The organism is Pseudomonas sp. Pseusp21, from assembly GCF_059492145.1.
Window position 1 is genome coordinate 4,429,785 of record NZ_CP168520.1, and the last position, 13,395, is coordinate 4,443,179.

The following is a 13,395-nucleotide window of genomic DNA, read 5'->3' on the forward strand; positions in this document are numbered from 1 at the left end:
ATCTAGGCTGGCGCTCAATTCGCGTTCGGCCTGCAACAGCAGGGCCTGCGGATCGCCGGCCAGTTTGCCGGCGGCCAGCAGGTCGGTCTTGCTGAATTCATCGAGGCCGGTGAGGCTCGGGCGCAAGGTGTCGGCCAGCGCGGGCGGCAGCTCGTCGAGTTCTTTCTGCAACTGATCGATGGCCTGGCTGGCGCTGCTCAGGCGCAGGGCGTCGCCGCTGGCGAGGTAATCCCCGACGTTGCGTGCCACGTCATTCTGAAATTGCTGCGACAGCCCCAGGTAACGCTCCATCAACAGATACGGGCGTTCCAGGGCTTTTTGCGACCACCACAGCGTGGCGCCGAGGGCCACGCAGACGGCGACCAGCAACAGAGTATTGAGATTGGTGAGCAACTTCAGGCGCATGACGGCTACCAACGGCAGAATGGTAAGCGCCTGAATTTATTGCGGTTCTGTTACAGGGTTATGACCGATTGGGGCGATTCCGATGAAAAAGTGGCACTTTGCTTTGAGTCGCGAGCGGTCTGCACCCGATTGCGCCCTTCGCCCTTGGCGCGGTACAGCGCCTCGTCGGCCTGGCTGGCCATCATCAGGCTGTCGGAGTCGTCGCGCATCTCCACCACCCCGGCGCTGAAGGTGCACCACAGATCCTGCGGCTGGGCCGGGTAGTGAATCTCGGCAAAGCGCTGGCGGATTTCGTCGAGCACTCTGTGCGCGGCTTCGATATCGGTGTCGGGCATGACGATGGCGAATTCTTCGCCGCCGTAACGGCCGATGAAGTCGGTCTTGCGCAGACGCTGCTTGAGGAACAGCGCCAGGCTCTTGATCACCCGGTCGCCCATGGGGTGGCCGTGGCTGTCGTTGACCCGTTTGAAGTGGTCGATGTCGAGCATCGCAAAGCTCAGCGGCTTGTTCTCGCGGCGGGCGCGGAACGAGCAGTCTTCGAGCAATTGCAGAATGTGCGTGTGGTTGTACAGGCCGGTGAGGCTGTCGCGGACCATCCGTGCCTTCAGGTTGCGCGCGCGGGCGGCGCGGTTGCGCACGGTGGTGATCAGATGGCGCGGCTTGATCGGCTTGGTCAGGAAGTCGTCGCCACCTTCGCTCATGGCGTCGAGCTGTTTGTCCAGATCGTCCTCGGCCGACAGATAAATGATCGGCACGCTCACATAACGGTCGTTGTGGCGGATGACCTTGGCCAGCTCGGTGCCGGTGCAGGCCGGCATGTACATGTCGAGGATGATCAGGTCCGGCTGGAAGTCCGCCAGCTCGGCCATCGCCTGAATCGGTTCGATCAGGGTGCGGGTGACGATCCCGGCGCTGTTGAGCAGGCGTTCGGTGTGCAGGGCCTGGGCGCGGGAGTCGTCGATGATCAGCACTTTATAGGGTTCGTACTGGGCGACGCAGGTCAGGACTTCGATTTTCTCCAGCAGGCTCGACGCTTCGAGGGTGCCGGTGAGGAATTCCTGGCCACCGGCGCGCACCGCCGCGAGGCGGGTCGGGGTGTCGGTTTCGTGCAGGCTGAAGAACAGCAGCGGCAGCGGTTCTTCCAGACCTTGCTGGGCTTCGGCGGCAAGCTTCAGACCGACGCCGGCACCGCTGAAATCCACGTCCATGACAATCGCGGCCGGCAGGCGCTCGACCATCGAGGAGCGAAACGCCGACACACTGTCCAGCGCCTGAGCGCTCAGACCGAAAAACTCCAGCTGCTTGGCCAGCCGCTCGGCGCGGTCGTGATCCTGCAGCATCACGTAGATCGGTTTGCGCAAGGGCGGCAGGAAGGTCTGATCGAGCTGATCGCCATGGCGCAGCCCGGTGCGCGACAGACGCTGCATCAAACGGTTGAGATCGGTGATCAGGCCGCTGCTCAGGCGTCCGCGATTGGCGTCCACCGCTTCCAGCGACTGGCTGATGTGGCGGGCCAGCTGCGTGTGTTCGGGCTGTTCGAAACGCTCGGCAAAACGCAGCAGGCGCAGATTGGCCTCGCTCAGTTCGGCGAGATCGGCAGTGGACCACTCACTGCGTTGCAGGCGCTGCCATATCTCAAGAATCTGACGTGCCTGATGAATTACCCGCTGGGCAAAGTGGTGCTTGAGGCGCTCACGGCTGGGGTCTTCTGGCTCGGTCATATCCTGACTACTAGTTAGGGTGCATGCTGAGATCGACTGGTGGCTCTATGCTAGCACCTCTTTTCCCTTACATGAGTGTCGTACGTCAATAATCTGCGGTACAACATCATTCAGTTTCTGACTGCCGGGTTTCAATTTGAACCTGATCGTCCGGGAAGTCCCCATCTACCGGGCATTTGCCAATCTGCGCAACCATGAATTTACTGGAGAGCGGGGAAGGGATGGCAGGGTCTTTGTGCTGTCCCGTTGCGGGTATCGGCGGCGCAATGGCGATGAATTCGCTATCGGGGAATCCCTTAGGGCGGTCTGTCCCGGCCTTGTGTCGGGTGGCGAGGCAGCGCCTGTCAATATTGACGGGTGCCCGGTCGAGGCACGTTGTTGTATGGTTGTGGTCGAACCGTTGAACCCAAGATTGAAAGGATATCGCCATGCTGGACTGGAAGAACCGCGCGGGCAGCGCGCCTGAACGTGCCGCCGAGCCCAAGTCGGCCGCCCGCAGCTATGTCGGCGGGCTGTTGTTCAGCCGGGCGCTGGCCACGCTGGTTGCCATTTACCTGTTGGTGACCATTGGCCTGGGTTGGTACTGGAGCCAGGAGCCGGCATTGTTTCCCGTGGCGCAGAATGCTCAGGTTGCCGCCGAGAAAGAGGGCAAGCAGATGGTGGTCGGCTACACCACCGTCGAAACCCTGAAAACCGTTGCCGGCACTTTGCTCGACAAGCCAGGTGGCTACATTTCCAACGACCGTTTCCCGCCTGGCCTGTGGATGGACAACATGCCGAGCTGGGAATACGGCGTGCTGGTGCAGGTCCGCGACCTGACCCGCGCCCTGCGCAAGGACTTCGCCCGCTCGCAGTCGCAATCGGCTGAAGACGCCGACCTGGCCAAGGCCGAGCCGCGCTTCAACTTCGACAACAAGAGTTGGATCCTGCCGTCCAGCGAGTCGGAATATCAGGAAGGCATCAACTCCCTGAGCCGTTATCAGGCGCGCCTGTCCGACCCGACCCAGAAAAACGCGCTGTTCTACGCCCGCGCCGACAACCTGAACAACTGGCTGGGTGATGTCGGCACCCGTCTCGGGTCGCTGTCGCAACGCTTGTCGGCCAGCGTTGGCCGGGTCAAGCTCAACACCGCGCTGAAAACCGAAGTGCCGGCGGTGGGTGAAGTGCCGCAGGTCGATGAGGAAGTCGTCGAGACCCCATGGATGCAGATCGACAACGTGTTCTACGAAGCCCGTGGCCAGGCCTGGGCGCTGTCGCACTTGCTGCGCGCGATCGAAGTCGATTTCGCCGACGTGCTGGCGAAGAAGAACGCGACCGTCAGCGTGCGTCAGATCATCCGCGAACTGGAAGCCTCCCAGGAGCCGATCTGGAGCCCGATGATCCTCAATGGCAGCGGTTTCGGTGTGCTGGCCAACCACTCGCTGGTCATGGCCAACTACATTTCCCGGGCCAACGCCGCCGTGATCGATTTGCGTCAACTGCTCAATCAGGGCTGAGTCATGGACGAGAGCGCCAGAGAGGCGGCCCACCGCGCCGCCTCGGATGCCGAACAGATCGCCTGGGTGGACGAGCAGGACAACCTGCTCGGCGCCCTGGTGCGTTCTGACCTGCGAGAACGCGGACTGATCGGCCGTGGTACCTACATCATGCTGTTCAACTCCGCCGGTGAACTCTGCGTGCATCGGCGCACGTTGAGCAAAGCCATTTATCCCGGTTACTGGGACGTGGCGGCGGGCGGCATGGTGCAGGCAGACGAGACCTACGCCGAGTCGGCGGCCCGTGAGCTGGAAGAAGAGCTGGGCGTGAGTGGCGTAGAGCTGACGGCCCACGACCATTTCTACTTCGAAGACACCGGCAATCGCCTGTGGTGTTCGGCGTTTTCGGCAGTGTGGGATGGCCCGTTGATCCTGCAGCCGGAAGAGGTGCTCGAAGCGCGTTTCATTCCGGTCGAACAGGTCATGCAGGAAATCCGGCAAAAGCCTTATTGCCCGGACTCTCTGGCAGCCTTGAAACGTTATCTGAAGGCTCAGCAAAGCAACGTCGCAAAGAACACATAAATTGGCGCCGATTGGCACTTAGCAATCGGCGTTTTTGCCGTTACACTGCGCGACCTTTTCAAGCTGCACCGGCCTGCTTTTATTGAAGAACCGGTGCAGTAGCGCTGCCCCTGCCTGAGTGGGGCTTCGCGGTCGATAGCCTTGCCCAAGGCTGCGATCAGTCTTTGTCCTCCCGAGAGGATTGCCGGTGGCCAAAAAAGCCGCATCCTTCGCCGCCCTGGGCGGCCTGGTATTTTCCACCGACGCAGGTCGTCATTGCCCGGAATGCAGCAAGCCGGTGGACGCCTGTATCTGCAAGCAAACCGTGATCCCCGCCGGCGACGGCATTGCCCGTGTGCGCCGCGAGAGCAAGGGGCGTGGCGGCAAAACGGTGACCACTATCACCGGCGTGCCTCTGGCCGAAGACGCACTCAAGGAGCTGGCGACAACGTTGAAGAAGCGTTGCGGCACCGGCGGTGCGTTGAAAGACGGGATCATCGAGATCCAGGGCGACCATGTCGAGCTGCTCCTGGCCGAGTTGGTCAAGCACGGCTTCAAAGCGAAGAAGTCCGGCGGCTAGCAGCCTCTGTGAAACCCACCGGCGGCTTGATTCAGCTCCAGAGTCCCTGGGCCTGACGTCGTTTCCATGGTTTTCACAGAGCCTGTTCATGACCGGTTTCTAAACTCAACGCTGTCAGCGCGGTCTACCGCCGCGCTGACGAACCGTCATTTTCATTCTTTAGACTGCGCCGGCCTGCGATCAGGCGACGCACTATGACTTCTTTATAGGGGACTTCGATGTCCGTACGACGCACACGCAAAGACGATGGCAGCCAATGGACAGTTGCGGACAGCCGCAGTGTTTACGGGATTCGCCATTGGGGGGCCGGGTATTTCGCGATCAATGACGCCGGTCGCGTCGAAGTTCGTCCGAACGGCCCGAGCAGCTCGCCTATCGATCTGTTCGAACAAGTCGACCAACTGCGCAAGAGTGGCTTGTCCCTGCCGCTGCTGGTGCGTTTTCCCGACATCCTGCAAGACCGCGTCCGTCAGCTGACCGGCGCTTTCGATGCGAACATCGAGCGTCTGGAATACCAGAGCAAATACACCGCGCTGTACCCGATCAAGGTCAACCAGCAGGAAGCGGTGATCGAGAACATCATCGCCACCCAGAACGTTTCCATCGGTCTGGAAGCCGGCTCCAAGCCTGAGCTGCTGGCGGTGCTGGCACTGGCGCCGAAGGGCGGCACCATCGTCTGCAACGGTTACAAGGACCGCGAGTTCATCCGTCTGGCGCTGATGGGTCAGAAGCTCGGCCACAATGTATTCATCGTGATCGAGAAAGAATCCGAAGTCGGTCTGGTGATCGAAGAAGCCGCCTCGCTCAAGGTCAAGCCACAGGTTGGCCTGCGCGTGCGTCTGTCGTCGCTGGCGTCGTCGAAGTGGGCGGACACCGGTGGCGAGAAGTCCAAGTTCGGTCTGTCGGCGGCGCAACTGCTATCGGTGGTCGAGCGTTTCCGCGCGGCGGGCCTGGATCAGGGCATCCGTCTGCTGCACTTCCACATGGGTTCGCAGATCGCCAACCTGGCCGACTACCAGCACGGTTTCAAGGAAGCGATCCGTTACTACGGCGAGCTGCGCAACCTCGGTCTGCCGGTCGATCACATCGACGTCGGCGGCGGTCTGGGTGTGGACTACGACGGTACCCACTCGCGCAACGCCAGTTCGATCAACTACGACATGGACGACTACGCCGGTGTCGTGGTCGGCATGCTCAAGGAGTTCTGCGATGCGCAGGCCCTGCCGCATCCGCACATCTTCTCCGAAAGCGGTCGTTCGCTGACCGCGCACCACGCGATGCTGGTGGTGCAGGTCACCGACGTCGAGAAACACAACGACGAAATCCCGCTGATCGAGAACAAGGAAGCCCTGCCGGAAACCGTGCAGTGGCTGGTTGACCTGCTCGGCCCGACCGACATCGAAATGGTCACCGAAACCTACTGGCGCGCCACCCACTATATGAGCGACGTGGCCGCCCAGTACGCCGACGGCAAACTGACCCTGGCCGAGAAAGCCCTGGCTGAACAGTGCTACTTCGCGGTGTGCCGTCGCCTGCACAACTCGCTGAAAGCGCGTCAGCGTTCGCACCGTCAGGTGCTGGACGAACTCAACGACAAGCTGGCCGACAAGTACATCTGCAACTTCTCGGTGTTCCAGAGCCTTCCGGACACCTGGGCGATCGATCAGGTGCTGCCGATCATCCCGCTGCACCGTCTCGATGAGGAGCCGCTGCGTCGTGCCGTTCTGCAAGACCTGACCTGCGACTCCGACGGCAAGATCAACCAGTATGTCGACGAGCAGAGCATCGAGACCAGCCTGCCGGTGCATGCGCTGAACGAAGGTGAAGATTACCTGCTGGGGGTGTTCCTGGTCGGCGCCTATCAGGAAATTCTCGGCGACATGCACAACCTGTTCGGTGACACCGACTCGGTGAACATCTATCAGAACGCCGATGGCAGCGTGTATCACGCCGGCATTGAAACCCACGACACCATCGAAGACATGCTGCGTTACGTGCACCTGTCGCCGGAAGAGCTGATGACCCACTACCGCGACAAGTGCGCCAGTGCCCGCATCAGCGCCAGCGAGCGCACTCAGTTCCTCGATGCGTTGCGCCTGGGTCTGACCCGCTCTTCCTACCTGTCTTCCTGAGGCCAGGTTCCGCTTTCATCTGGTTGTCTGAAATTGTTCCGCCCACCGTGGACGTTTCAGATAACCGGGTGAGACGCTTCTTTTTCTCTTCGCGAAACGGCCTGCTTCCAGGCCAGCAAAGTGACGTCGTCTGCTTTTCGCGTAGGTCATTTCCGAATTTGTAGTTCGGCTCTCTACTCGGCCATGGGTCTCGGCGAGAATCCCCGCCCGCCCCCCTGTAGAGAATCCCCCCATGTTCGATCCAGCCGACGAGCCGTCGTTTCGTCTCGATGTAGCGGGCCTGTCCGACTCGCTTGAAGTCTTGGCATTTACGGGTTGCGAAGCCATCAGCGAGCCTTTTGCGTTCGAAGTCGATGTGCTGGTCGATGATCCGCACCTGGACCTGGCCGGACTGATGTATCGATCGGCGCACCTGTGTTTCGGGCCTTGTGGCAATGGTGTTCACGGACAGTTGCACAGCCTTGTCCAGCATGAGCAAGGACGCGGCGCCCGGTTGTGCCGGGCGCGGCTGGGGCCGCGGTTGAGCTGTCTGGGCCTGCGCTACAGCCAACGCATCTTCAGTGACCGCTCGGTACCGCAGATTCTTGATCAGGTACTCAGAGAGCACGGCATCAGTGGCAACTGGCGCCGGTTCGATCTGCAAGGTGTGTATCCGCCCCGGACATTCTGCACCCAGTACGGCGAGTCGGATCTGCAACTGGTGCAACGGTTGTGTGGGCAGGCACGCATTCACTATCACTTCGAACATGGGAGCCGGGGGCATTGCCTGGTGTTCGGGGATGACCCGGCCCTACTGCCACGCGCCGGAAACCTGCGATGCGAGAGCGAGGATGGAGAGCCGTCGCCGACAGTGAGCCGCTGGCAACTGGGCGAACATGTGCGGCTGAACGCAGAATGCTCGCGGCGCACACGTACGGCGCAGGGGCATTCCGATTCGCCAACCCTGCGCAGTGGTCACTGGTTGACGATTTCCGGCCAGCCCCTGGCAGACGTCAATGCGCACTGGCTGGTGAGCCGAATCGAGCATCGGGCCGATCAGTCACTCGAGCCGCCCTACAGCAACAGGATTTTTGCCGCTGACCAGTTGTCGGTGCCCAAGTCATCCATTGACTACCAGGGGGCGCGCATGTGCAGCCCGCAGCGTGCGTGGGTAGTGTCGGTCGAGGAAGAGCAACCTGATGCCGTGCGGCCGGTGGCCGTTCAGTTCGACTGGCTTTATCAGGGCGAAGGTGCCCGCCCCAGCCACTGCTGGTTGCCGCTGGCTCCGGCGTTGGCCGATACGCCGATGGCATCATTCAAGGACGGGGTGGAGGTGGTGGTGAGCTTTCTGGAAGGTGACCCAGAGCAACCCGTGATCAGTGGCGTCCTGCAGGTTCCGGCACTCACCGAAGCCATCGAGGATGATCCACCGTCAGCACTGCCCGAGCGTCTGGAAAGCGCGGGCCTGCCTCAATGGTTGAAAGCGGCCGAGCCTTTGTTGTTGCTGTGCCTGATACCGGGGGGCGGCAGTTATCGCCATTGCGCGGCGTCACTGTGCAGCTGTCGATTGGTCGCCGGGCTCAAAACGAGCGACGGAAGATGAGCGTCGCGGCCCCCGGGCAACATGCGCAGTGGTTGTTGCTGGACATCGCACAGGCACCCCAGGCAGTGAAGGTGTTACGCCAGGGATTCTCCAGTGTGCACAGCCTGCAGCTGTTTGACGGTACCGAGTTTCAACCGGTCAGTGAGCAAGGCCCATGGCTGATCGACCTGCGTGATTGCCCGGCGCTATCGGCGCTCTGCCACACCGATCCCATGACCTGGCAAGGGCTGCTGCTGGGCAGCGAGGTCTCGGCGCAGACACTGCGCGAACACTTGCAGCGGATGCTGACCGTGTCCATCGGCCTCAATCACCGGGCGCTGCTCAATTTCTACAATCGGCAGACCGCCAGTTACTTTTTCGATGCCTGCGATGCCCGGCAACTGAGCTGCTGGCTCGGGCCGATCGGATGGCTGCGCTGGTTCGGCGGCACGTGGGCCGATCTGGCTGCTGGCAGTCAGGGCTGGCAGCAACTACGCAATCCGGGACTGGCCGTGGAGCCCCTGCGCATCGAGCAAAGCCTGACCCGTCAACAGCGAGAACGATTGCATCGTTGCCTGCTGGATCAGCATGTCTGGCGCTGGAGTCAGGCGACGGGAAACAACTTTCGGCTGATATCAGCCTTTCAGGAACAAGGTCTGGCGCTGGGCTTCAGCGAGCAGACGCTGCTGGACGACTGGTTGTGGCTGCGTTTGCTGCATCCGCGTGCCGAGCTGATGCCGCTGCCGCAAGGTTTGACTCCGCGAGAACGACTCGAACTGTTGCGTCGGCGCTGGCTGAACGATCCGTCATGAAGCATCGCTTCAGTGAGCGGCACCGTTGAACCAGCCATCGGTGCGTCGCAGCCACCACGCCAGTCCCCCGAGAGTCAGGCTGCGCAGCACCATGAACAACAGGAACGAAATCCACAGGCCGTGATTGCCCAGACCTTGCAGCGCCCAAGCGACAGGCAGCAGCAGGATCACGGTCGCCAGCATGCCGTTGCGCATTTCCCGGGCGCGGGTGGCGCCGATGAACAGGCCGTCGAGCAAGTAGCTCCAGACCGCGATCAACGGCAGCACGGCCAGGTAGGGCAGGTAAATGAACGCGGTTTCGCGCACGCTCTGGATGTCGGTCTGCATTTCGATGAACAGGTGGCCGGCCAACAGAAACAGCGCGGCAAAGCCCAGGCTCGCCAGCAACGACCAGCCGCCGGCAACCACCAGCGAACGGCGCAGGGCCAGACGATCACGGGCGCCGATGGCGTGGCCGCACAGGGCTTCGACGGCGTGGGCCAGTCCGTCCAGTGCGTGGGCGGTCAGCAGCAGGCCGTTGAGCAGCAGCGCATTGGCCGCGACCGTGGCATCGCCGAGTCGCGCGCCCTGCACGGTGATCAGGAAAAACACCGATTGCAGAGCCAGGCTGCGGATGAAAATGTCGCGGTTGACCGCCAGCAGCGGACGCCAGCTCTGCCAGACTTTCAGAGCAGCCCAGGCGATGTGACCGGGATAGGCGCGCAAGGCTCTGCGAGTCATCCACAGGCCGAGCAGGGCGCCGCTCCATTCGGCGATTACCGATGCGCGGGCCGAACCGACCACGCCCCAGTCCAGGCCGATGACGAACCACAGGTTGAGCACGATGTTGATCAGGTTGGTGCTCAGCAGAATCGCCAGCGGCGCCCGGGCGTTCTGGGTGCCGAGGAACCAGCCGACCAGCGCATAACTGGCCAGCGCCGCCGGCAGCCCGAACAGGCGGGTGTGGAAGAAGTCACGGGTCAGCTGATCCAGCTCCGCCGACGGTTGCATGAAGTGCAGCGCGACCCCGCTCAGTGGTACGCCCAGCGCTCCGAGCAGCAGCGCCAGCCCCATCGCCAGCAGCAGGCCTTGAAGCAATATCTGCCGCAAGGCCGCGCCGTCGCTGCGCCCGGCGGCCTGGGCGGCGAAACCGGTGGTGCCCATGCGCAGAAAACCCATGGCCCAGGCCAGAAAGGTGTACAGGCTGGCGCCAACCGCCACAGCGCCCAGTTGATGAGCGTGGGGCAGGTGACCTATGACGGTGCTGTCGACCAGCGCCACCAGCGGCACGGAAATGTTGGAGAGGATCATGGGGGCGGCGAGGGCCCAGACCCGGTGATGGGTCGGGCGGTCGCGCCAGTCGGCGATCAGGTTGGACATGCGGGCTCCTTGGGGAGCGGCATTGTAACGGGAGGCGTCAGTGAATGATCCAGCTCAGCAGCCACAATCCCAGCAGCAACCAGATGATCCCGGCGATGATCGAGGCATTCATGAATGCGCGGATCGCCGACCACAACAGCATCAGGCCGACGATCAGCGCGATGATGCTGATGATCGACGTGTCCATGCCCAGCGCCTTCGACAGCCCGTCGACAAAGTTGCCCCCGGCGTTGCCCAGCAGATTGAACAGGCCGCTGAGGCCATCGACGATGAAGCGGATGATCGAGCCGAGCGCCTGGCCCAGCCATTCGAAAAAGCTTTCTACCTGCATGTCTGTTTCCTGATGAAAGAGCTGAGCCTTGGGCCGCAGCCGGTGCGGTCGAGTTCCCTGCAAGCATAGAGGGTTTTAACGGGCGACTGGCGCTTGCCTTCGCTCCGCATCCCCCCGAAGCTATACGCCTTCAGGAGAGCCCGATGAACCTTGTTGAACTGACCGAACGCCTGCACGCCATTCGCGACCGCAATGACTGGCGGCAATTTCACAGCCCGAAAAACCTGGCCATGGCCGCCAGCGTGGAAATGTCCGAGCTGGTGGAAATCTTCCAGTGGCTGACCGAAGACCAGTCCCGCCAATTGCCGGCGGACAAACTCGCCCACGCCGGGCAGGAAGTCGGTGACATCGTCCTTTATCTGTTGCTGCTGTGCAGCGAACTGGGGCTGGACATGAATGAAGTGGTGCGCAGCAAACTCGCCGACAGCGAACGGCGGTTCAGCTGATGAGCGACCGTCATTTCGATCAGCTGGCGACCCGTTTCGCCGAAAAAATCTACGGTGGCGCCAAAGGCGCGATCCGCCTCGCCGTGTTGCAGGCCGACCTCGCCGAAGCCTTACCGGATCGTCCGTTGCGGGTGCTGGATATCGGTGGCGGCCTGGGCCACATGTCGCTGTGGCTGGCCGAGCGCGGGCACCAGGTGACCTTCACCGAGCCGGCCGAACCGATGCTCGAAGGCGCCCGCCAGCGCTTTGCCGAAGCCGGGCAAAGCGCGACGTTCATTCAGGCGCCCTGGCAGGAACTGCTCGGCCAGCTCACTGAACCCTACGATCTGGTGCTGTGCCATGCGGTGCTGGAATGGCTGGCCGAGCCCCACGCGATTCTGCCGGTGCTGCATCAGTTGACCAAGCCTGGCGGCTGGCTGTCGCTGGCGTTCTACAATCGCGATGCGCTGATTTACCGGAACCTGCTCAAAGGCCATTTCAAGAAAATGCGCAGGAACGACCTGGCCGGCGAAAAGCAGAGCCTGACCCCGCAGCAGCCACTCGATCCACGGGAACTGGCGACGCAACTCGCCGGGTTGTGGCAGGTCGAAACCCAGAGCGGGGTGCGGGTTTTCCACGATTACATGCCGATGGAATTCCAGGCCCGCGCCGAGTTGATTGATTTGCTCGAGATGGAGCTCGCCCACCGTCGTCACCCAAGCTTCGCCGGGCTTGGGCGCTACTTGCACTGGATCTGCCGGCCGATCTGATCGGAGCGAGATATGAAAGGTCATTCAGGGTTACTGCTGATCTGTCTGGGGTTGGCCGCCTGCCAGGGCAGCAACCCTTATGTGGCGCAGTCGCGACCGTTGCCGCCGGCCCCACCGCAAGCGGCGACCACCTTCGACCGCAGCGCTTATCCTGCGCCGCCACGGGATTACGGGCGCTATCGCAGCTGGGCATGGCTCAACGGTCAACTCCCACCGGGCACGGCCTGGGCGGATTCGGCGCAAGTGGCCGAAGCCGTCAGCAGTGCGCTGGACCAGCGCGGTCTGCGCCCGCTGCATGACAACCGCCCGGCCGATCTGCTGGTCAGTGCCAACCTGAGCCTGGAAACCCGCCTGCGTCAGGTGCAGGACGATTACGGTTACTACGGCGGCGGATACGGCGGTTATGACCGTTACGGCCGCGGTTACGGGATGTACAACACGGTGCCGATCGTTCGGTCCTATCAGGAACAGGTCGTGGTGGTGCGGGTCGATCTGTTCGACGCCGGCAGTGGTCAGCCGGTCTGGAGCGCCAGCGCCGAAACCGGCACCCAGGGCACGCAAAGTGATCGCACCGATGCGATTCGGGAGGCTGTCGAAAAGGCCATGTCGGCGTATCCTCCCGGTTAGCCTTCTGCAAATGAAGGCGCCCTCAGGTTCATGTCTTCCACCGGAGAAAAACCATGTTCCGCCGTCTTGTTTTACTGGCCGTGGCCGCACTGCTCAGTGCCTGCGCCTCGAACCAGGTCAATCATGATTTCGACGCCAGCCGCGACTTTGCCGCTTACCGCAGCTGGAGCTGGAAAGATCCCGCCCTGCAATACCGCCCCGACGATCCACGGATCAAGAGTGATCTGACCGAACAACGCATCCGCCAGGCCGTCGCCGACCAACTGGATCAGCGGGGCCTGCGCCCTGCCGCCTCGGGCGCCCGAGGTGATTTGAATGTGCAGACCTACCTGATCGTCGAGGACCGCCAGCAACAGGTGACCACCAACTACGGCGGCGGTTGGGGTGGCCCGTGGAACGGTTACTGGGGCGCGCCGATGTACAACGAAACCCGCAACATCACCTACAAGGTGGCGACCATTCAGGTCGATCTGCTCGACGGCAAGGACGGCAAACTGGTGTGGCGCGGCAGCGACGAGCAAATACTCAGCCGCACGCCGAACCCGGCGGATCGCAGCAATGCCATCCGTGAAACCGTGGCGCGGATTCTGTCCAACTATCCACCGCGTTGAGTCTGTTGAAAAAGTACGGGAGCCA

The 13,395-nt window shown here is 62.2% G+C and carries 13 protein-coding genes; 10 read left to right on the top strand and 3 right to left on the bottom strand.

Going from position 1 to position 13,395, the window contains the following annotated elements; translation table 11 throughout:
- Window positions 1-455 precede the first annotated feature (455 nt).
- Window positions 456-2,126 carry a diguanylate cyclase GcbA gene (gcbA, locus tag ACEN93_RS20080; RefSeq protein WP_210709663.1) on the bottom strand — a complete coding sequence of 557 codons (1,671 nt, stop codon included), beginning with the start codon at window positions 2,124-2,126 and terminating at the stop codon, window positions 456-458.
- Between the two features lie 428 nt (window positions 2,127-2,554).
- Here gcbA and ACEN93_RS20085 point away from each other — a divergent pair, with 428 nt between their 5' ends.
- From ACEN93_RS20085 to ACEN93_RS20110, 6 genes are all read left to right on the top strand, one after another.
- Entirely contained in the window at window positions 2,555-3,622 is a 1,068-nt protein-coding gene (locus ACEN93_RS20085; protein WP_039772049.1) for a DUF2333 family protein, read from the top strand.
- 3 nt (window positions 3,623-3,625) lie between these two features.
- Window positions 3,626-4,183, top strand: a complete 558-nt coding sequence (locus tag ACEN93_RS20090; protein ID WP_039772051.1) for an NUDIX hydrolase — start codon at window positions 3,626-3,628, stop codon at window positions 4,181-4,183.
- A 187-nt stretch (window positions 4,184-4,370) separates the two neighbouring features.
- Window positions 4,371-4,742 carry a translation initiation factor Sui1 gene (locus ACEN93_RS20095; protein ID WP_007951016.1) on the top strand — a complete coding sequence of 124 codons (372 nt, stop codon included), beginning with the start codon at window positions 4,371-4,373 and terminating at the stop codon, window positions 4,740-4,742.
- Between the two features lie 218 nt (window positions 4,743-4,960).
- Window positions 4,961-6,874 (top strand): arginine decarboxylase, encoded by a 1,914-nt coding sequence (gene speA, locus ACEN93_RS20100; protein WP_039772053.1) that lies wholly within the window; start codon window positions 4,961-4,963, stop codon window positions 6,872-6,874.
- Window positions 6,875-7,106: 232 nt separating this feature from the next.
- On the top strand, window positions 7,107-8,456 hold the full coding sequence (locus ACEN93_RS20105) for a type VI secretion system Vgr family protein (protein ID WP_495610425.1): 1,350 nt from the start codon (window positions 7,107-7,109) through the stop codon (window positions 8,454-8,456).
- Window positions 8,453-9,247 carry a DUF4123 domain-containing protein gene (locus ACEN93_RS20110; RefSeq protein WP_039772951.1) on the top strand — a complete coding sequence of 265 codons (795 nt, stop codon included), beginning with the start codon at window positions 8,453-8,455 and terminating at the stop codon, window positions 9,245-9,247. The genes ACEN93_RS20105 and ACEN93_RS20110 overlap by 4 nt, the downstream gene beginning before the upstream one ends.
- A gap of 9 nt (window positions 9,248-9,256) precedes the next feature.
- Here ACEN93_RS20110 and ACEN93_RS20115 read toward each other — a convergent pair whose 3' ends face one another.
- Entirely contained in the window at window positions 9,257-10,606 is a 1,350-nt protein-coding gene (locus ACEN93_RS20115) for an MATE family efflux transporter (protein ID WP_103387223.1), read from the bottom strand.
- A gap of 37 nt (window positions 10,607-10,643) precedes the next feature.
- A complete protein-coding gene (locus tag ACEN93_RS20120) occupies window positions 10,644-10,937 on the bottom strand; it encodes a hypothetical protein (RefSeq protein ID WP_007951010.1) in 294 nt (97 codons plus the stop codon).
- A 143-nt stretch (window positions 10,938-11,080) separates the two neighbouring features.
- Here ACEN93_RS20120 and ACEN93_RS20125 point away from each other — a divergent pair, with 143 nt between their 5' ends.
- From ACEN93_RS20125 to ACEN93_RS20140, 4 genes are read left to right on the top strand one after another with little or no spacing between them, the layout of a single operon-like run.
- On the top strand, window positions 11,081-11,383 hold the full coding sequence (locus tag ACEN93_RS20125) for a MazG-like family protein (RefSeq protein ID WP_007951009.1): 303 nt from the start codon (window positions 11,081-11,083) through the stop codon (window positions 11,381-11,383).
- The gene (locus ACEN93_RS20130; RefSeq protein ID WP_039772509.1) at window positions 11,383-12,132 is read left to right on the top strand and encodes a methyltransferase; all 750 of its coding nucleotides are present in this window, start codon (window positions 11,383-11,385) and stop codon (window positions 12,130-12,132) included. The genes ACEN93_RS20125 and ACEN93_RS20130 overlap by 1 nt, the downstream gene beginning before the upstream one ends.
- 12 nt (window positions 12,133-12,144) lie before the next feature.
- Window positions 12,145-12,759 (top strand): DUF4136 domain-containing protein, encoded by a 615-nt coding sequence (locus ACEN93_RS20135; RefSeq protein ID WP_495610426.1) that lies wholly within the window; start codon window positions 12,145-12,147, stop codon window positions 12,757-12,759.
- Between the two features lie 53 nt (window positions 12,760-12,812).
- Complete coding sequence (locus ACEN93_RS20140) at window positions 12,813-13,370, top strand: DUF4136 domain-containing protein (protein WP_085667760.1); 558 nt, start codon at window positions 12,813-12,815, stop codon at window positions 13,368-13,370.
- Window positions 13,371-13,395: the final 25 nt, after the last annotated feature.